The sequence below is a fragment of the Streptomyces sp. NPDC030820 genome (assembly GCF_055572075.1).
In genome coordinates, this window is the sequence record NZ_JBVIEB010000001.1 from 882138 (window position 1) to 899471 (window position 17334).

Sequence of the window (17334 nt, forward strand, 5' to 3'; positions counted from 1 at the left end):
CTCCGGCGACAATGGACCCCGTGCGCTTTTCGCTGCTCGGCACCACCCAGGTACTCCGCCCCGACGGCACGGCCGTCCCGGTCGGCGGGGCGCGGCTGCGTGCCCTGCTGGGCGTGCTCGCGCTCCGGGCCGGGCGGACCGTGCCCGTGGGCGTGCTCGTCGACGAGGTCTGGGGCGCCGACCCGCCGGCCGACGCCGCCGGAGCGCTCCAGGCGCTGGTCGGCCGGCTGCGCCGTACCCTCGGCGCGGACGCCGTCGCCTCCGCCGAGGGCGGCTACCGGCTCACCGCCGCGCCCGACGACGTCGACCTCACCCGCTTCGAGCGGCTGACCGGCGACGGCCTGCGCGCCCTCGCCGACGGCGACCCGGCCAAGGCCGCCGCCGCCCTGGACGACGCGCTCGCCCTGTGGCGCGGCCCCGCGCTCGCCGACCTGCCCGATCACCACGCCGAGGCGGCCCGCTGGGAGACCCGTCGGCTGGACGCGCTGCGCGCCCGGCACACCGCCGCCCTCGCCCTCGGCCACGCCGAGCAGTCCCTGCCCGAGCTGACCGCCCTGTGCGACGACCATCCGCTGGACGAGCCGCTCCAGGCGCTGCGGCTGCGCGCCCTGCGCGACGCCGGCCGCTCGGCCCAGGCGCTCGCCGCCTACGAGGACGTACGACGGCTGCTCGGGGACCGGCTCGGCTCCGATCCCGGGCCCGAACTGCGCGCCCTGCACGCCGAGCTGCTGGCCGCCGGGGAACCCCCGGCGCCGCGGCCCGGGCCGGCGGCCGTGGGCAATCTGCCCGCCCGGCTCACCTCCTTCGTCGGCCGGGAGACCGACATCGAGGCCATCGGCGCCGATCTGGCCGCCGCCCGCCTGGTCACCCTGCTCGGTCCGGGCGGCGCCGGGAAGACCCGGCTGTCCCAGGAGGCCGCCGAGGCGGTACGGCACACCGTCCGGGACGGGGTGTGGCTGGCCGAACTCGCTCCCGTGGACGACCCCGAGGCCGTACCGCAGGCCGTGCTCACCGCGATCGGCGCCCGTGACACCGTGCTGCACGGCGCCGGCGCCGAGAGCATCCGCGCGGTCACCGACCGGCACGACGACCCCCTCGAACGGATCGTGGAGCACTGCGCCCGGCGCCGGATGCTGATCGTCCTCGACAACTGCGAGCATGTGATCGAGGCCGCCGCCCACCTCACCGAGCGGCTGCTGGCCCGCTGCCCCGAGCTGACCGTCCTCGCCACCAGCCGCGAACCCCTTGGCGTACCGGGGGAGCTGGTACGGCCGGTCGAGCCGCTGCCCGAGCCGGTCGCGCTGCGGCTGCTCGCCGACCGGGGCGCGGCGGCCCGGCCCGGGTTCCGCGTGGAGGACGACCCGGAGGCCTGTGCGGAGATCTGCCGTCGGCTCGACGGACTCCCGCTCGCGATCGAGCTGGCGGCGGCCCGGCTGCGGATGCTGAGCCCACGCCAGATAGCGGACCGCCTCGACGACCGTTTCCGGCTGCTCACCTCCGGCAGCCGCACCGTTCTGCCCCGCCAGCAGACCCTTCGGGCCGTCGTGGACTGGTCCTGGGAGCTGCTGGACGCGGACGAGCGGGACGTCCTCGCCCGGCTGTCGGTCTTCGCGGGCGGCTGCGACCTGGCCGCCGCCGAGGCCGTGTGCGGGCCCGTCGCGCTGGACGCGCTCGGCTCCCTGGTCGACAAGTCCCTGGTGGTGGCCGCCCCTTCGGCCGACGGCGGGATGCGCTACCGGCTCCTGGAGACCGTCGCCGAGTACGCCGGCGAACGGCTCGACGAGGCCGGGCGCCGCAGCGAGGCCGAGCGCGCCCATCTGACGTACTACCGCGAACTGGCCCGCACCACCGACCCGTTGCTGCGCGGCCCCGAACAGCGCACCGCCATCGGCCGGTTCCAGCTGGAGTACGAGAACCTGCGCACCGCGCTGCGGCACGCCGTCGCCGCGGGGGACGAGCAGGAGGGGCTGTGCCTGGTGCTGTCCCTGGTGGTCTTCTGGCAGATGCGGGACCAGCGCATCGAGACCCGTGCCTGGTGCGAGGAGGTCATGGCGCTCGGTCCCGAGCCCTTCGCCGCACCCGTACGGCCGGCCCTGCCGCTGTGGCAGCGCTGCACCGACGCCCCGCCCCCGTACACCGGCGAGGTCCTCGCCGAGGCCCGGCGCGGTGTCCACCTCGCCCACCTCGCCTGCATGGACCACGACATGGAGTCGTGGCAGACGCCCGAGGCACAGGCCAAGCTGCGCGCCATCGCGGAGGCCTACGAGCCCGGCCTGCCGCAGACCTGCCGGGTGCCCGGCCTGCTCTGGTTCTTCGCCGTCATGCTGACCGGCGGCGCCGAGCAGATGTGGGCCGTCATCGACGCCTGCGTCCAGACCTGCCGCGACACCCCCGGGTTCGAGTGGGACCTGGCCAACACCCTGCAGCTGCGCGCCAACCTCCTCGCCAACCGCGCCGAATGGGCCGGCAACGCCACCCGCGACGCCGAGGAATCGCTGGAGATCTTCCGCCGTCTCGGGGACGTCTGGGGCGTCGCCGAGGCGTTGTCCGCCCGCGGCGAGGCCCACGAACGCCAGGGCGCCTACCGTGAGGCCGCCGCCGACTACCGGGCGGCCATCGGACACGCCGAACGCCTGGGCGCCCGCGGCCAGGTGGCCATTCTCCACGCCCGCCTCGGCAGCGTACTCATGGAGACGGGTGACCTCGAGCACGGCGAGCAACTGCTCCGGGACGTCGTCGCGAGCCAGGAGGGCTCCCACAACGAGGCGATGCCCGCCGCCCGGCTGTTCCTCGCCTGCTGGCTCGGACTGACGGGCCGTACCGCCGAGGCCCGGGAGCAACTGCGGCTGCTGCGCGAGGAGTTCAAGATCGCGCACTTCGTCGTCTTCGACTCCATGATCCTCTGCCAGGAGGCCTGGCTGGACGCTCTCGACGGCCATGCCGAGGCCGCTCTGGACCGGTCCCGGGGGGCCATGCGCCTCGCCCGCGACCCGCTGACCCAGACCATCGCCCCGCACCTGCACTCGGTGTGCCTCACCGCCGCGGCGATGGCCCTCGCGGCCCTGGACGGCGGCAGCCGCGCCGCCGACGCCGCCCGCTGCCTGGGCGCCGCCCACGCCCTGCTGCCGGCCGGCCACATCCTCTCCGGCGTCGAGCTGCGGTGCCGCGACCTGACCGAGGCCCGGATCCGTCAGGTCCTGGACGAACCCGCCTACCGGGCCGCGTACGCCGAGGGCGGTGGCCTCTCCCTCGCGGAGGCCACCGCCCTGGTCTGACGCACGGCGTGCGCCGGCTCAGGTCTTGGTGCGGAACTTGTGGATCGCGACCGGTCCCATGACCGCCGTGATCGCCACCGACCAGGCCACGGTCACCCACAGGTCGTGCGCCACCGGGCCGCCGATCATCAGACCGCGGGCCGCGTCCGCGAGCGTGGACAGCGGGTTGTAGTCGGTGAAGTGCTGCAGCCAGCCCGGCATCGACTTGGTCGGCGCGAAGATCGACGAGCCGAACTGGAGCGGGAACAGCACCAGGAAGCCCATCGCCTGCACGGACTGCGCGTTCTTCAGGATCACGCCGAGGGTGAGGAACACCCACATGATCGAGGAGGCGAACAGCGCGGACAGCCCGACGGCCGCGAACAGGCCGGCCCAGTGGTGGATGTGGAAGCCGACCAGTACGGCGACGATCATCAGCACGGACGTGGCGAACAGCATCCGGGCCAGCTCGACGGCGATCTTCGCGAACAGCACGGATCCGCGCCCGATCGGCAGCGACCGGAAGCGGTCCATGACGCCGCTGTTGAAGTCCTGGCTGAACCCGGTGCCCACGCCCTGGGACAGGGTCATGCTCATCATGGCGATCATGCCCGGGATGACGTACTGCACGTACTGGCCCTGGCCGCCGCCGAGCGCCTGCCCGATGGACCCGCCGAAGACGTACACGAACAGCAGGGTGAAGACGACCGGCATCAGCAGCGCGTCGAACATCGACTCCGGGTCCTGGCGGATCCACAGCAGATTGCGCCGGATGAGCGCGCCGGTGTGCCGCAGATGCCCGCGCAGCGGGATACGCACATCGGTGGCGGCGGGGGTGGTGATGGTGGCGGCGCTCATACGGCGACCTCCTCGCGGGATTCGGCGGGCGTGGTGTCCTGGGGGGCACTGGCGCGGTGGCCGGTGAGGGACAGGAACACCTCGTCCAGGCTGGGCAGTTCGGTGGTGATGGAGGAGATCGTGATGCCGCGCGCGGTGACGGCGCCGACCACGGCGGTCAGCTGCTCGTCGCTGAGGATCGGCACCAGCAGGGTCCCGGACTCGGTGTCCACGGTGGTAGCCGCGAGCCCGGTGATGCCGAGCTCGTCCAGCATCGCGGCGAGCGGGCGCAGCTGCAGCGGGTCGACGGGCCGGACGCGGAGGGTGCGGCCGCCGACGCGGGCCTTCAGCTCCTCGATCCCGCCCGTGGCGATGACCTTGCCGCGGTCGACCACGGTCAGCTCGGAGGCGAGCTGCTCGGCCTCCTCCATGTACTGGGTGGTCAGCAGCACGGTGACGCCGTCGCCGACCATCGCCTTCACCTCGTCCCACACCTCGTTGCGGGTCCGGGGGTCGAGTCCGGTGGTCGGCTCGTCGAGGTAGAGGACGGCCGGGCGCCCGATCATCGAGGCGGCGAGATCGAGTCGCCGCCGCATACCGCCGGAGTAGGTGCTCGCCGGCCGCCTGGCCGCCTCCGTGAGGGAGAACCGCTCCAGCAGCTCGTCGGCGCGGGCCCGGGCGTCCTTGCGGGACAGGTCCAGCAGCCGGCCGATCATGTAAAGGTTCTCCCAGCCGGGGAGCTTCTCGTCGACGGAGGCGTACTGGCCGGTGAGCCCGATGACCCGGCGCAACTGGCGGGGCTGCCGTACGACGTCGTAGCCGGCCACGGTGGCCTGGCCGGCGTCCGGGGTGATCAGGGTGGACAGGATCCGCACGAGGGTGGTCTTGCCGGCGCCGTTCGGACCGAGCACGCCCATCACGGTGCCCTCGCGCACGTCCAGGTCGACACCGTCCAGCGCCTTGGTCTCGCCGTAGTGCTTGACCAGTCCCCGTACCGTCACTGCGTGGCTCGCGCCGACGGGGTTCTCATGGATTCGCTTCATGGGCAAGACGGTGCCAGGGGCCACCGACAAACCACCGACAGGCCGCCGACAGCCGCCTGCGGCGCACCGACAGCCCGTCGGCACGTCCGTCGGCCGGCCGTCGGCACCCCTCGTCATCCCTTGTCCGTGACGCCGTCCGCCAGGCGGGCCGACACCGGGTCCTCGACACGACAGCGGCCGTCGCGGGCGTTCCCGGCGACATCCGGTCGGCGGCATCCGGATCTTCCCGGCCGAAATCACCGGGACGGCGGCCGGTGGTGCCCCCGGGACGACTGGCCGGACGCCGACCACCGGGGCGCGGTCATCGGTCCGGTCCGGCCACCCTCGATCGCACGCACGCCGACGACGTCCACCGCCTCCCGGCACAGGTCGCCGACGAGCCGGCGCCGATGCCCGGCCGCGGCATGGGCGCCGCGCCGACGCCTTCTGCCGGCAGTCCCGCATCCGCGTCGAGGAACTCTTCGACCGGCTGTGGACCAACACCGACGCCCTCGACCGCGAACTCGTGCAGCGCGGCCTGTTCCAGCTCTGGACCGACCACCCGGAGCAGGAACTGACCGGCCCCAGGCGCCCGGTCGGCAGGCGGGAGGGCGGCGGCTCAGTCCCCGAAGGGGCGGCGTTCGCTCTCCCGCTTGGACGCTCCGGGGGTCGCGTCGGCGATCCACGGGCCGTCTCCGGACGGGTCGGACTGCGCCTGGCCGTCGACCACCCCGACCGGCCGAACGGGGGGAGCGGCGCCGGTTCGGGCGCACAACGGGGACAGCCCGCCGACGGGGGAAGATCGGCGGGCTGCCCGGGTGTTGCCGCGATGGCTCAGTGGACGGAGTGCTCCTCCAGCGGGAACGCCCCGGAGACGACCTCCTCGGCGAACGACTTCACCGCGTTCCCCATGACCTCACGCAGGTCGGCGTACTTCTTGACGAACTTCGGCACCCGGCCGGAGGTCAGCCCCAGCATGTCCGTCCAGACCAGGACCTGCGCGTCCGTCTCGGGCCCGGCGCCGATCCCGACGGTCGGGATGTGCAGCACCCGCGTCACCTCGGCCGCCAGCTCCGCCGGAACCAGCTCCAGGACGACGGCGAACGCGCCGGCGTCCTGAACCGCCTTCGCGTCCCGCAGCAGCTGCTGCGCCGCCTCCTCGCCGCGCCCCTGCACGCGGTAGCCCATCGCGTTGACGGACTGCGGGGTCAGGCCGATGTGCGCCATGACCGGGATGCCGGACTCGACCAGCAGCCGGATCTGTTCGTGCGACCGCTCGCCGCCCTCCAGCTTGACCGCGCCGACCCCGGCCTCCTTCACCAGCCGGGTCGCCGAGCGCAGCGCCTGCACCGGGCCCTCCTGGTAGGAGCCGAAGGGGAGGTCGCCGACGATCAGGGCGCGCTGCGTGCCGCGTACCACGGCCGCCGACAGCATGGTCATCTCGTCGAGGGTGACGGGCACGGTCGTCTCGTACCCGAGGTGGCAGTTGCCCGCCGAGTCGCCGACCAGGATCACCGGGATCCCGGCCTCGTCGAAGACGGACGCGGTCATCGCGTCGTAGGCGGTGAGCATGGGCCACTTCTCGCCCCGCTCCTTGGCGAGGGCGATGTCGCGAACGGTGATGCGGCGGGTGCCCTTCCCCCCGTACAGCGCCTTGCTGCCGTCGGAAGGCTTGTTCTGGGCAGCCGAAAGCTGCGTCATGGCAACGGCTCCTTCAGTCATCTCGAGGCGCCCTGACGGCGTCCCCGGATCGCTTCCATGGTGGCACCTCGTGCCAGCCAGGGCCAGGGGAACCGCCTGTGATCCACAACCGTGGCCGAGACCAAGCTCTGTAAGGCCTTGGTAAAGAACTAAGATACGAGACCGTTCCGTATCGGAATGGTCGTAGGCTCGAACCCATGACAAGTCCCGTCCCTGCCTCCCGGATACCGGAAGCGGTGCACCGGCGCCGCTGGGCGATCCTCGGCGTGCTCATGCTGAGCCTGCTGATCGTGGTGCTCGACAACTCGATCCTGAACGTCGCCATCAAGACCATCTCCAGCCCCGCGCCCACCGGCCTCGGCGCCTCCCAGGGGCAGATCGAGTGGGCGATCAACGCCTACACCCTCGTCTTCGCCGGCCTGCTGTTCACCGCGGGCCTCATCGGTGACCGCCTCGGCCGCAAGAAGGTGCTGCTCGGCGGAATCGCCGTGTTCGGCATCGGCTCCGCCCTGGCCGCCGAGTCCGGCTCGCCGGGCCAGCTGATCGCCTTCCGTGCCCTGATGGCCCTCGGTGCCGCCTTCGTCATGCCCGCCACCCTCGCCGTCCTGATGAACGTCTTCGAGCGCGAGGAGCAGCCCAAGGCCATCGGCATCTGGGCCGGCGGCGTCGGCCTCGCCATCGCCATCGGGCCGATCACCGGCGGCGCGCTCCTCGACCACTTCTGGTGGGGCTCGGTCTTCTTCATCAACGTGCCGATCGTGATCGTCGCGCTGATCCTGATGACCTGGCTGGTGCCCGACTCCCGCGATCCCAAGCCCGGCCGCCTCGACCCCGTCGGCGTCGTCCTGTCCGTCGTCGGCCTGGTCCTGCTGGTCTACGGCATCATCAAGGGCGGCGAACTCGCCGACTTCACCGACCCCAAGGTGCTGGCGACCATCGTCGCCGGTCTGGTCGTCCTGACCGGCTTCGTCGTCTTCGAGAAGCGCAGCGACCACCCGTCGCTCGACGTCACCTACTTCAAGAACAAGGTCTTCTCGGCCGCCATGAGCGCCATCGCGCTGGTCTTCTTCGCGCTGATGGGCGTCACGTTCTTCGGTGTCTTCTACACCCAGAGCGTGCGCGGCTACTCGCCGCTGGAGGCCGGTGTGCTGATGCTGCCGCTCGCCTGCGCCCAGCTGATCTTCGCGCCGCGCGCCCGGCTGCTGGTCGACCGGTTCGGCAACAAGGCCACCACCACTGCCGGCCTGGTGCTGATCGCCGCCACACTGGCCGCGTTCGCCACGTTCGAGGCCGACACCCCGATCTGGATCCTCGAGGTCGTCTTCTTCCTCATGGGCACCGGCATGGCGCACATCATGACGCCGACCTCGGTCGTCATCATGCAGGCGCTGCCCCGCGAGAAGGCCGGCTCCGCCTCCGCGCTCAGCAACACCTTCCGTCAGGTCGGCGGCGCCCTCGGCATCGCCGTACTCGGCTCGGTGCTCGCCACCTCCTACCGCAACGGCATCGAGGGCAAGCTCGGCATGCTGCCGCCCGCCCTGCGCGACAGGGCGGGCGAGTCCATCGAGGCCACCCTCGGCATCGCCGGCAGGCTCGGCCCGCGGGGCAAGGCCCTGGTCACCCCCGCCGACGACGCGTTCCTGCACGCCATGCACGTCACCGCCCTGTGCGGAGTGGGTGTCGCGCTGATCGGCGCCGTGGTGACGGCCCTGTTCCTGCCCGGCAAGCCGCCGGCCGCTCAAGCGGACGAGCAGGAGGCGGAGTTGGTCGCGGCCGCGGACTGACACGGACCGACCGGCCACGGTTCCGACCGAGGTTCCACGGGGGAAGAAGGCTGCTGGTGGACAATTCCCGCAGCACAGTGAGAGGACGGACGACGTGAGCCTTGCCGAGAGCCGGCCGCGACCGGACGGGCCCGCGCGGGGACGCCCCCGCAGCGAGGCCGTGGAACGGGCCATTCTGGAAGGCGTGATGAAGCTCCTGGAGGACGGCGTACCGCTCGCCGAACTCTCCATAGAGCGCGTCGCGCGCACGGCCGGGGTCGGCAAGGCCACCATCTACCGCCGCTGGAGCGGCAAGGAGGAACTGTTCGTCGACGTCGTACGCGCCGCCGAACCTCCCGACCCGGTACTCCCCGGCACCTCCATGCGCGACGACATGGTCGCCCTTCTGGAGTCGCTGCGCCAACGCGGCCTGGTCAGCCGCTCCTCCGCGATCCTGCACAACGTCTACGCCCAGATGAAGTCCAGCCCCAGGATCTGGTCGGCGTACCACGCCGCGGTCGTCGAGCCCCGGCGCGCCCTCGGTCTCGACGTGCTGCGCCGCGGACAGCGCAACGGCGAACTGCGCGCGGACGTCGACCTGGAGCTGGCCAACGACATGTTCGTCGGCCCCATGCTCGTCCGCTCCGTCCTGCGCCGCGACGGCGCACTGCCCGAGGGCCTGGCCGAGCAGATCGTCGACTCCGTCCTGGCAGGCCTACGACCCGTCAGCTCCACAGCCTCGTAGCGCTCATGTGCGCGTTTCGTCACAGACCCCAAGTGTTCCGGGGATAACGGAACTCCCTGTCCCGCTTCCTTCGTCCTCGTCTTCCGTACGGCCGTCATGGGACGGCGGGAACGGAGCCGATCATCCCCTAGGGTCGGAAGAACACGGGGGGAACGACGGTGTGCACGGCAGGCAGTGAGGCAGACGGTATGGCGCAGCAGGCGTACATGACGGAGACGGACAACGGCGGCTCGGGGCCCGAGCGACCCGGATCCCGGCTTCGGCGCCTGCTGCACCGCCTGCTCGCCGGCTGGCGCGGCGACCCGCGCATCTGGCGCCGGGGCATCGTCCTCGCGGCCCTCGCCCTCCTCCTCGCCCTGGTGATGCTGCTGCACTCGCGCATCCCGAACCGGGTGGGCAACCTCGGCAGCCTCACCGAGACGTTTCTGCCGTGGCTGGGCCTCGCCGTCCCGGTGCTGCTGCTCCTCGGACTGCTGCGGAGGTCGGCGACCGCGCTGATCGCCGTGCTCCTCCCGGCGATCGTGTGGCTGAACCTGTTCGGCGGGCTGCTCACCGACAAGACGGGCTCGGGCGGCGACCTGATGGTGGCGACCCACAACGTCAACGCCGAGAACCCCGACCCCGCCGGGACCGCCCGTGAGGTGGCCGCCTCCGGCGCCGACGTCCTGGCCCTGGAGGAGGTCCCGGCGACGGCCGTGTCCACCTACGAGAAGGCGCTCGCGCCGACGTACAAGTACCACGGGGTCGAGGGCACGGTCGGCCTGTGGAGCAAGTACCCGATGAGCGATGTGCGGGCGGTGGACATCAAGCTCGGCTGGAAGCGCGCGATGCGGGCCACCGTCGCCACCCCGCACGGCCCCGTCGCGGTGTACGTCGCCCACATGCCCTCGGTACGGGTGAAGGTGAAGGCCGGGTTCACCGCCCGGGAGCGCGACAAGAGTGCCGACGCGCTCGGCGAGGCCATCGCCGACGAACCGCTGAAGCGGGTGGTGCTGCTCGGCGACCTGAACGGCACGATGAACGACCGCTCGCTCAACGCCGTCACCTCCCAGATGCGCTCCACGCAGGGCGCGGCGGGCAGCGGCTTCGGGTTCAGCTGGCCGGCGTCGTTCCCGATGGCGCGGATCGACCAGATCATGGTCAGGGGCGCCGAACCGGAGAGCTCCTGGACCCTGCCGCGCACCGGCAGCGACCATCTGCCGGTGGCTGCGCGTGTGAAGCTCGACACGTCGTCGTAACCCGCTGGAATACTGGGCCTGAGAGACTTTGTTCCGCAGCTGAACATATGCTGTAACGGAACTCCGCTCTCGTTGACTCTCACGTTGAAAGGCACAGGCCCTTCATGCCCCTGGCCCTGCTCGCTCTGGCCGTCGGCGCTTTCGGTATAGGTACGACCGAGTTCGTGATGATGGGCCTGCTGCCCGACGTCGCGGACGACCTGCACATCTCTATCCCCGCCGCCGGGCACCTGGTCTCGGCGTACGCGCTGGGCGTGGTGATCGGCGCCCCGCTGCTGGCCGCGCTCACGGCCCGCATGTCCCGCCGTACGGTGCTGATCGCCCTGATGGCGCTGTTCGTCGCGGGCAACGCGCTCTCGGCGTTCGCACCCGGCAACGACTCGCTGCTGGCCGCCCGCTTCCTCAGCGGCCTGCCGCACGGTGCCTTCTTCGGCGTAGGAGCGGTCGTTGCCACGACCATGGTCCCGCCGGAGCGCAAGGCCCGCTCGGTTTCCCTGATGTTCCTCGGCCTGACCGTCGCCAACATCGCGGGCGTGCCGGTGGCCACGCTGATGGGCCAGCACCTGGGTTGGCGGGCCACCTTCCTGGGCGTGAGCGCGATCGGCCTGGCGGCGATCGCGTCGCTCGCGCTGCTGATCCCGCACGACCGGGGGCAGGCCGCCTCGTCGACGGGCCTGCGCGGCGAGCTGGCCGCGCTGAGGTCCGTGCCGGTCTGGCTGGCGCTGGGTACGACGGTGGCGGGTTTCGGCGCGCTCTTCGCGGCGTACAGCTACGTGACCCCGATGCTGACGGAGTCGGCCGGGTTCGCGGAGGGTAGCGTGACGCTGCTCCTGGCCCTGTTCGGCGTGGGCGCCACGGCGGGCAACCTGCTGGGCGGCCGCCTGGCGGACCACTCGCTGCGGGGCACACTGTTCGGCGGCCTGGCGTCACTGGGGCTCGTACTGCTGCTGTTCCCGGTGCTGATGCGGGCGGAGTGGAGCGCGGTGCTGGCGGTGACCCTGCTGGGCATGGCGGCGTTCATCACGGGTTCGCCGCTCCAGCTGATGGTGATGGAGAAGGCCGCCGCGGCCCCGTCCCTGGCCTCCTCCGCCAACCAGGCCGCCTTCAACCTGGCCAACGCCGGCGGCGCCTGGATCGGCGGCCTGGCACTGGCGGCGGGCTTCGGTACGACGTCCCCGGCGCTGGCCGGCGCGATGCTGGCGGTGCTGGGGCTGGGCGTGGCGAGCGTGGCGTATGCGGTGGACCGCCGCCGGGGGACTCCGTCGGTGGGGCGGGAGAGGGTGGTTGCCGCCCACTTGCCGGAGGAGTCGGGGGTGTTGCACCACTGACCCCGTTTGCCCACCCGCCCGCCCGACTCGGTCGGCAACTTCATAGCTCGCACCAGACCGTCTTCCTGTCCGCCCACTGCTCCACGCCCCACCGCTCGGCGAGCGCCTCGAGCAGTGCCAAGCCCCGCCCGGACTCCTCCGCTTCCGTGGCGGACAGCAGGACAGGCAGGGCACCCGGCGCGGGGTCGGTCACCTCGATGCGGGTACGGCCGTGATCCGCCGGCGTACCGATGACGCGTACGGTCACCGGTGTGCCCTCGCCGAGGTGGTCGATGACGTTCGTCAGTAACTCCGTTGCGCACAGCCGGACGTCGTAGCTGTGCTCACGGAGCTGGTGACGCAGCTCCGGCGCGGCCTTCGGTGTGGCGAGCAGGCGGAGTTCGAGCACCGTCCTCACCGGCCCGCCGTCTTCCTGAGCGCGGCCGCCAGCGACCGTGCTGTGGCCGTGTTGCAGTTCCCGAGCGTGACGAGTCCGGCGGGCCGGGCGTACGTGCCCGCGAAACTCGGCAGATCCACGCGGAGGGACGGGAGAGTGATGCCGTGCAGGGCTAGGGCCGAGCGGAGTTCCTCCACGCAGAGGGTGACGTCCTAGGCGGTGGGGGAGCGGTGGTCGGGCATGGACTCCTGCACCCTTCTGTGCGGTGTGTGACGAACTCCTCACAGGCTGTCCCCCTGCTGGCTACCGTAAAAGTGGTTTCGCGTTCGCGACCGGGGCAGCGAAAGGTGAGCGATGGCACGGCGCAAGGACATCGACGGCTCGATGAGCGTCCCGACCTTCTACGGCGCGGAGTTGCGCTGGAAGAGGGAGTCGGCGGGGCTGTCGCTTGAGGCGTTCCTCGAAGGCAGCTTCTACGGCAAGACGTACCTCAGCGACATCGAGCGAGGGGAACGGAGAATGCCGCTCGATCTGGCCCGGCATGCGGACCGGGTCCTGAAGACCGACGGCTTCTTCGAGCGGCATTGCGAGGATGTGCGGAAGGCGCGGCGAGGGCCACATGCCGAGTACTTCGAGAAAGTGCTGGAGGCGGAGAAGTACGCGGAGTCCATTGAGGAGTGGTGCCCCATCACGTTCCCCGGGCTGCTCCAGACGGCGCCGTATGCGCGGGCCATGGTCCGGTCGGCTCACCCGGCGGCCTCCGACGAGTGGGTCGAGGAGAAGGTGACGGCCCGTCTTGCCCGCGCACGCCTCTTCGAGGACGACCACGCCACCCCGGAGTACTGGGTGATCCTGCACGAGTCGCTGGTCACCGAACCGCTGCTGTCGGCCCAGGACATGTCCGTGCAGCTTGAAAGCATCGCGCAGTTGGCGGACCGGCGCCGGATCACTCCGCAGATCGTTCCGCGGAAGTGTGGTGCGTATCCCCTGATGGTGGCTTCCATTATGATCATGGACTTCCCGGATGCTCCACCGCTGATCTACACCGAGGCGTCGTACAGCGGGGACACCATCGACGATCCGGCGCTCGTGAAGCAGTACCGCAAGGCATACGATCGGCTCAGGGCCGTCGCGCTGTCACCAGACACGTCCCTCGCCATGATCAAGGCAGCGGCAGAGGATTACCGAAATGGCAAGCAACCGGATCGACTTGAGTGAAGCGCTCTGGTTCAAGAGCAGCTACAGCAACGGTGACGGCGGCAACTGTGTCGAAGTAGCCGACAACATCCCCGCCCTCGTCCCCGTCCGCGACTCGAAGTTCCCCAGCGGCCCCACCCTCCTCCTCCCCCCCACCGCCTGGACCCCCTTCATCACCGCACTCAAGTCCGCGTAACACAAAGGGGCCCGGGGTCTTCGCGACCCCGGGCCCCCTGTCGCTCAGCGGAGCGTCAGCGCGTCAGTGCTGTGTCAGTGCCTCTTGTACGACTGCACGTAACCGTTAGCCGGCGAGCCGACACCCGTCACGTCGTCGTAGCCCTTGACCGCCGACAGGGAGCTGTCCTTGCCGAGGCTGCGGGCCGAGTACAGCAGGCCGCCCGCTGCGTCGAAGCCGTTGGCGAAGTCCACGCGGGCGACCGCCAGGCCGGAGCCGGTCGGGTTGTCCGTGACGTCGTGGAAGACGCCCTTGCCATACTTGGCGTAGATCGTCGGGTTGGCGAAGCCGATCGCCTTGCCGCCGCGCGCCTCCTGGGCCAGGGCCTGGACCGCCGCGATGACCGGAGCGGCGAGCGAGGTGCCGCCGATGCGGTACTCGCTGTACTGCTGCGATCCGTCCGGGAAGGTCTGGGTCTGGCCGACCAGGAAGCCGGTGTTCGGGTCGGCGATGGCCGCGATGTCCGGGACGACGCGGTTGCCGGCGGCGTTGTTCGCCTGCGCCAGCGCGTCCGGGACGACGCCCTTCTGGTAGTACGGCTCGGCGACCGTCTTGCTGGTGCCGCCGCCCGCGCCCGAGGTGAAGGCGCCGGGGAAGTTGGTCCAGCTCTTGCCGTCGGCCGACAGGGTCGCCTTCTCGGTGCCCCAGCCGGTCTCCCACTCGTACGTGTCGCCCTTGCCCACGGCCAGGGACGTACCGCCGACCGCAGTCACCCAGGCGGAGTTGGCGGGGGTGTCGACCTGCTTCGTGCCGGTGTGGGCGACCTCGTCGCCGTTGTCACCGGAGGAGAAGTAGAAGCCGATGCCCTGCACCGCGCCCAGCTGGAAGACCTGGTCGTAGGCGGCCGCGAGGTCCGGGGTCTGGTTGGCCTCGATGTCGCCCCAGGAGTTGGAGACGATGTCGGCCAGGTGGTTGTCCACGACCTTGCTGAGCGAGTCCAGCAGGTCGTCGTCGTAGCAGGAGGCCGCGCCGACGTACGTGACGTCGGCGTTCGGAGCCACCGCGTGCACGGCCTCCACGTCGAGGGTCTCCTCGCCGTACCAGCCGGCCGCGCCGCACTCCTTGGTCTTGGTGTAGTTCTTCGGCAGCACCTGGTGCAGCTGGCCGGTCGTCCAGGCCGCGTCACCGTGCTTGACCGCGTACTTGCCCGCGTCGTAGGCGATCGTCGGGGACGCGTAGGCGTCCGTGATCGCGACGCGGACGCCCTTGCCGGTGTAGTCGCCCGCGCCGTAGGCGGCGCGCAGCTGCTTGCCGGTGTAGCCCTTGATCGCGTACGGGATCTTGCCGCCGTACGCGTCCGGGAGGGTCGTCGCGATGTTCGAGCCGAAGTACGACGAGAACGGCCCGGAGTTCTTGAACACGGCGTCCGGCGGCGGGAGCTGGTCGTCGTGGTTGGCCTTGTGCGGGGCGTTGTCCAGGCCGGTGACGGTCAGGACGGCGCCCTTCAGGCCCTCCGGCACGGTGGCCGTCTGCGCCGGGGCGCGGTAGGTCGCCGAGCCCTTGGCGTAGTTGTGCAGCTGGGTGCCGAAGGCCTTCTCGGCGGCGGCCACGTCACCGGAGACGGCGACGTAGTGCTGGGTGACCTCGGTGACCTTCAGGCCGGCCGCGGTCAGCCAGGACTTGACGGCGGCCACCTGGGCCTTGGTGGCCCCGAACTGGGCCTGCGCCCTCTTGGCGCTCAGGTACTTGCCGTAGAGCGGCGAGCTGGGGTCGGACACGGCCTTGGCGTAGGCGGCGAGGCCCGCCGCGTTCTTGCCGGCCAGGTAGACCCGGGCGTTCACCTGGGCGCTGTTCGAGGTCGCGCCCTTGTCCGCCGTGGCCGTGGCCCACAGCGGCTTGGTGCCCTTCAGTGCCTCACGGGCGGGGCTGTCCGCAGCGTGTGCCGCGGGTATGCCCAGCGCCAGCGCGCCGGCGACCATGGGCAGTGTCGCTGCCATGCTCACGGCGCGCAGCTTGGCGCGGTTGGATCTCATAGAACCCCCTGCGATGCGGTTCGCATGCATGTAGTGGTCGGTACGTCATGCGTCCGCGTGCCGGCCCGCGGCGGTTCGGCCGGCCGTATGGATCACACGATGGGGGTCACTCTTTCGATGAACCGTTCATGCCAGGGGAACGAAAAGGTCAAGAGAAGCTCAAGTAACCGTCAGGTAGGGCGATTTGAGGCTTTTATCCTTACGAGCGCATTACGAAAGGGCTTGCCCACTGTTCACGATCGCGGTTCCGCTCCGTTCACGAACGCGGTTTCGCGCCCCGCTCCTTGAGCATCTGGGCCATCACCTGGAGCTCGGACTGCTGCGCGTCGACCATGCCCTGGGCGAGCCGCTTCTCCACGCCGACGGTGCACTTGGCGACACAGCCCTCGGCCATGTGGATCCCGCCCTTGTGATGGTCCGTCATCAACTGGAGGTAGAGGATCTCGGCCTGCTTGCCGTTCAGCGACCGGAGCTTCCTCAGCTCCGTGTTCGTCGCCATGCCCGGCATCAGCGAGCCGTCCCCGCGCTCGGGCATGTCTCCCATGCCCATCCAGGCCATGGGCGGCTTCGCCGACACCTTCGGCAGCTCCCACAGGTCCAGCCAGCCGAGCAGCATGCCGCGCTGGTTGGCCTGCGTCTGCGCGATGTCGTAGGCGAGCCGCCGCACTTCCTCGTTCTTCGTGCGGTCCCGGACGATGTACGACATCTCGACGGCCTGCTGGTGGTGGACCGCCATGTCCCGGGCGAAACCGGCGTCCGCCGATTCGGCCGTCGGCGTCCGCACGGCCGAGCCGCCGCTCGTGTCCTCGGCGACCGCGTACGTGATCGCACCGGCCGCGACGAGCACCGCCGCCGCGGCCCCGGCGAGCCAGCCGACGTGCCGGCGCTTCACTACATCGCCCCGCTGGTGCAGGCGGCGCCCGGCTCGGGGGTCTGCTTGCCCTGGACGTAGGTGGCGAAGAACTTGTCCACCTCGGGGTCGGTGGCGCTCTTGACGGTCACCTGGTGGCCCCAGGCCGACAGGATCAGCGGCGCCGCCTGGTTCTCGTACGGGCTCATCAGCGAGTACGGCGTCTTCTTCACCTTGGCCGCCAGCGCGTCGACGTCGGCCTTGCTCGCCTTGCTGGTGTACGTCACCCAGACCGCGCCGTGCTCCAGCGAGTGCACGGCGTTCTCGTCCTGCAGCGGCTTGGTGTAGACGGTGCCGTCGCAGGTCGCCCAGACCGGGTTGTGGTTGCCGCCGACCGGGGGGTGCATCGGGTACGACACCTTGGTCTGCACGTGCGTCCGGGCCAGCTTGCCGGACCAGACCTTCACGCCGTCCTTGTCGGTGGTCCATTGCCCGGAGTCCCCGGAACTCCCGGCGCCCTTGGAGTCGCTCGCGCTGTCCTTCTTGTTGTCGGACTGGGAGTTCACGAGGACGACACCGCCGACCACGAGGCCGGCGACGACCACCACGCTCGCGGCGATGGTCAGCACGCGGTTGCGGCGCTCGCGCGCACGCTCGGCACGACGCATCTCCTCTATGCGCGCCTTGCGCGCCGCGCTGCTGTTCTTGGCGGAACCCATGAGGTGTCCTTCTGGGGAAAGGGCCGGCAACGGGAAGGGTGGGGCCCGCTGATCGTAGTGGGGAAGGGGGCGACTTCCGTAAGCAGGGCACGGCAA

At 71.0% G+C, this 17334-nt stretch carries 15 protein-coding genes; 7 read left to right on the forward strand and 8 right to left on the reverse strand.

Features of this window, described 5'->3' with window-relative positions:
* Positions 1-11 precede the first annotated feature (11 nt).
* A complete protein-coding gene (locus ACZ418_RS04025; RefSeq protein WP_468356887.1) occupies positions 12-3275 on the forward strand; it encodes a BTAD domain-containing putative transcriptional regulator in 3264 nt (1087 codons plus the stop codon).
* Positions 3276-3293: 18 nt separating this feature from the next.
* Here ACZ418_RS04025 and ACZ418_RS04030 read toward each other — a convergent pair whose 3' ends face one another.
* From ACZ418_RS04030 to panB, 3 genes are all read right to left on the reverse strand, one after another.
* The gene (locus ACZ418_RS04030) at positions 3294-4112 is read right to left on the reverse strand and encodes an ABC transporter permease (RefSeq protein WP_468356530.1); all 819 of its coding nucleotides are present in this window, start codon (positions 4110-4112) and stop codon (positions 3294-3296) included.
* On the reverse strand, positions 4109-5134 hold the full coding sequence (locus ACZ418_RS04035; RefSeq protein WP_468356533.1) for an ATP-binding cassette domain-containing protein: 1026 nt from the start codon (positions 5132-5134) through the stop codon (positions 4109-4111). The genes ACZ418_RS04030 and ACZ418_RS04035 overlap by 4 nt, the downstream gene beginning before the upstream one ends.
* Before the next feature lie 813 nt (positions 5135-5947).
* On the reverse strand, positions 5948-6814 hold the full coding sequence (gene panB / locus ACZ418_RS04040) for a 3-methyl-2-oxobutanoate hydroxymethyltransferase (RefSeq protein ID WP_468356536.1): 867 nt from the start codon (positions 6812-6814) through the stop codon (positions 5948-5950).
* A gap of 197 nt (positions 6815-7011) precedes the next feature.
* Here panB and ACZ418_RS04045 point away from each other — a divergent pair, with 197 nt between their 5' ends.
* The 4 genes from ACZ418_RS04045 to ACZ418_RS04060 all read left to right on the forward strand — a co-directional run bounded on the left by ACZ418_RS04045 (position 7012) and on the right by ACZ418_RS04060 (position 11888).
* Positions 7012-8598, forward strand: a complete 1587-nt coding sequence (locus ACZ418_RS04045) for an MFS transporter (protein ID WP_468356539.1) — start codon at positions 7012-7014, stop codon at positions 8596-8598.
* A 94-nt stretch (positions 8599-8692) separates the two neighbouring features.
* On the forward strand, positions 8693-9322 hold the full coding sequence (locus ACZ418_RS04050) for a TetR/AcrR family transcriptional regulator (RefSeq protein WP_468356542.1): 630 nt from the start codon (positions 8693-8695) through the stop codon (positions 9320-9322).
* A gap of 188 nt (positions 9323-9510) precedes the next feature.
* The gene (locus tag ACZ418_RS04055) at positions 9511-10560 is read left to right on the forward strand and encodes an endonuclease/exonuclease/phosphatase family protein (RefSeq protein WP_468356545.1); all 1050 of its coding nucleotides are present in this window, start codon (positions 9511-9513) and stop codon (positions 10558-10560) included.
* Between the two features lie 104 nt (positions 10561-10664).
* Complete coding sequence (locus ACZ418_RS04060; protein ID WP_468356548.1) at positions 10665-11888, forward strand: MFS transporter; 1224 nt, start codon at positions 10665-10667, stop codon at positions 11886-11888.
* A 40-nt stretch (positions 11889-11928) separates the two neighbouring features.
* On the opposite strand, the gene ACZ418_RS04065 is transcribed toward ACZ418_RS04060, so the two are convergent.
* Together ACZ418_RS04065 and ACZ418_RS04070 are read right to left on the reverse strand one after the other, a co-directional pair.
* Positions 11929-12285, reverse strand: a complete 357-nt coding sequence (locus ACZ418_RS04065) for an ATP-binding protein (protein WP_468356551.1) — start codon at positions 12283-12285, stop codon at positions 11929-11931.
* Positions 12282-12461 carry a hypothetical protein gene (locus ACZ418_RS04070; protein ID WP_468356554.1) on the reverse strand — a complete coding sequence of 60 codons (180 nt, stop codon included), beginning with the start codon at positions 12459-12461 and terminating at the stop codon, positions 12282-12284. Before ACZ418_RS04070 ends, ACZ418_RS04065 begins: the two co-directional genes overlap by 4 nt.
* Positions 12462-12618: 157 nt before the next feature.
* Between ACZ418_RS04070 and ACZ418_RS04075 the strand changes: the two genes are divergently transcribed.
* Entirely contained in the window at positions 12619-13482 is an 864-nt protein-coding gene (locus ACZ418_RS04075; protein WP_468356557.1) for a helix-turn-helix domain-containing protein, read from the forward strand.
* Positions 13454-13657: a DUF397 domain-containing protein gene (locus ACZ418_RS04080; protein ID WP_468356560.1), complete on the forward strand. Its 204-nt coding sequence runs from the start codon at positions 13454-13456 to the stop codon at positions 13655-13657. The genes ACZ418_RS04075 and ACZ418_RS04080 overlap by 29 nt, the downstream gene beginning before the upstream one ends.
* A gap of 74 nt (positions 13658-13731) precedes the next feature.
* Here ACZ418_RS04080 and ACZ418_RS04085 read toward each other — a convergent pair whose 3' ends face one another.
* From ACZ418_RS04085 to ACZ418_RS04095, 3 genes are all read right to left on the reverse strand, one after another.
* A complete protein-coding gene (locus tag ACZ418_RS04085; RefSeq protein ID WP_468356563.1) occupies positions 13732-15669 on the reverse strand; it encodes a S53 family peptidase in 1938 nt (645 codons plus the stop codon).
* A 256-nt stretch (positions 15670-15925) separates the two neighbouring features.
* The gene (locus ACZ418_RS04090) at positions 15926-16561 is read right to left on the reverse strand and encodes a DUF305 domain-containing protein (RefSeq protein WP_468356566.1); all 636 of its coding nucleotides are present in this window, start codon (positions 16559-16561) and stop codon (positions 15926-15928) included.
* Positions 16561-17238: a DUF3105 domain-containing protein gene (locus tag ACZ418_RS04095; RefSeq protein WP_468356569.1), complete on the reverse strand. Its 678-nt coding sequence runs from the start codon at positions 17236-17238 to the stop codon at positions 16561-16563. Before ACZ418_RS04095 ends, ACZ418_RS04090 begins: the two co-directional genes overlap by 1 nt.
* Positions 17239-17334 lie beyond the last annotated feature (96 nt).

Excerpts from the sequence above, each read along its gene's own strand:
- ACZ418_RS04060 (WP_468356548.1), top strand. The coding sequence starts at position 10,665 with ATGCCCCTGGCCCTGCTCGCTCTGGCCGTCGGCGCTTTCGGTATAGGT.
- ACZ418_RS04030 (WP_468356530.1), bottom strand. The coding sequence starts at position 4,112 with ATGAGCGCCGCCACCATCACCACCCCCGCCGCCACCGATGTGCGTATC.
- ACZ418_RS04080 (WP_468356560.1), top strand. The coding sequence starts at position 13,454 with ATGGCAAGCAACCGGATCGACTTGAGTGAAGCGCTCTGGTTCAAGAGC.
- ACZ418_RS04025 (WP_468356887.1), top strand. The coding sequence starts at position 12 with ATGGACCCCGTGCGCTTTTCGCTGCTCGGCACCACCCAGGTACTCCGC.
- ACZ418_RS04095 (WP_468356569.1), bottom strand. The coding sequence starts at position 17,238 with ATGGGTTCCGCCAAGAACAGCAGCGCGGCGCGCAAGGCGCGCATAGAG.
- panB (WP_468356536.1), bottom strand. The coding sequence starts at position 6,814 with ATGACGCAGCTTTCGGCTGCCCAGAACAAGCCTTCCGACGGCAGCAAG.
- ACZ418_RS04075 (WP_468356557.1), top strand. The coding sequence starts at position 12,619 with ATGGCACGGCGCAAGGACATCGACGGCTCGATGAGCGTCCCGACCTTC.
- ACZ418_RS04035 (WP_468356533.1), bottom strand. The coding sequence starts at position 5,134 with ATGAAGCGAATCCATGAGAACCCCGTCGGCGCGAGCCACGCAGTGACG.
- ACZ418_RS04055 (WP_468356545.1), top strand. The coding sequence starts at position 9,511 with ATGGCGCAGCAGGCGTACATGACGGAGACGGACAACGGCGGCTCGGGG.
- ACZ418_RS04045 (WP_468356539.1), top strand. The coding sequence starts at position 7,012 with ATGACAAGTCCCGTCCCTGCCTCCCGGATACCGGAAGCGGTGCACCGG.
- ACZ418_RS04085 (WP_468356563.1), bottom strand. The coding sequence starts at position 15,669 with ATGAGATCCAACCGCGCCAAGCTGCGCGCCGTGAGCATGGCAGCGACA.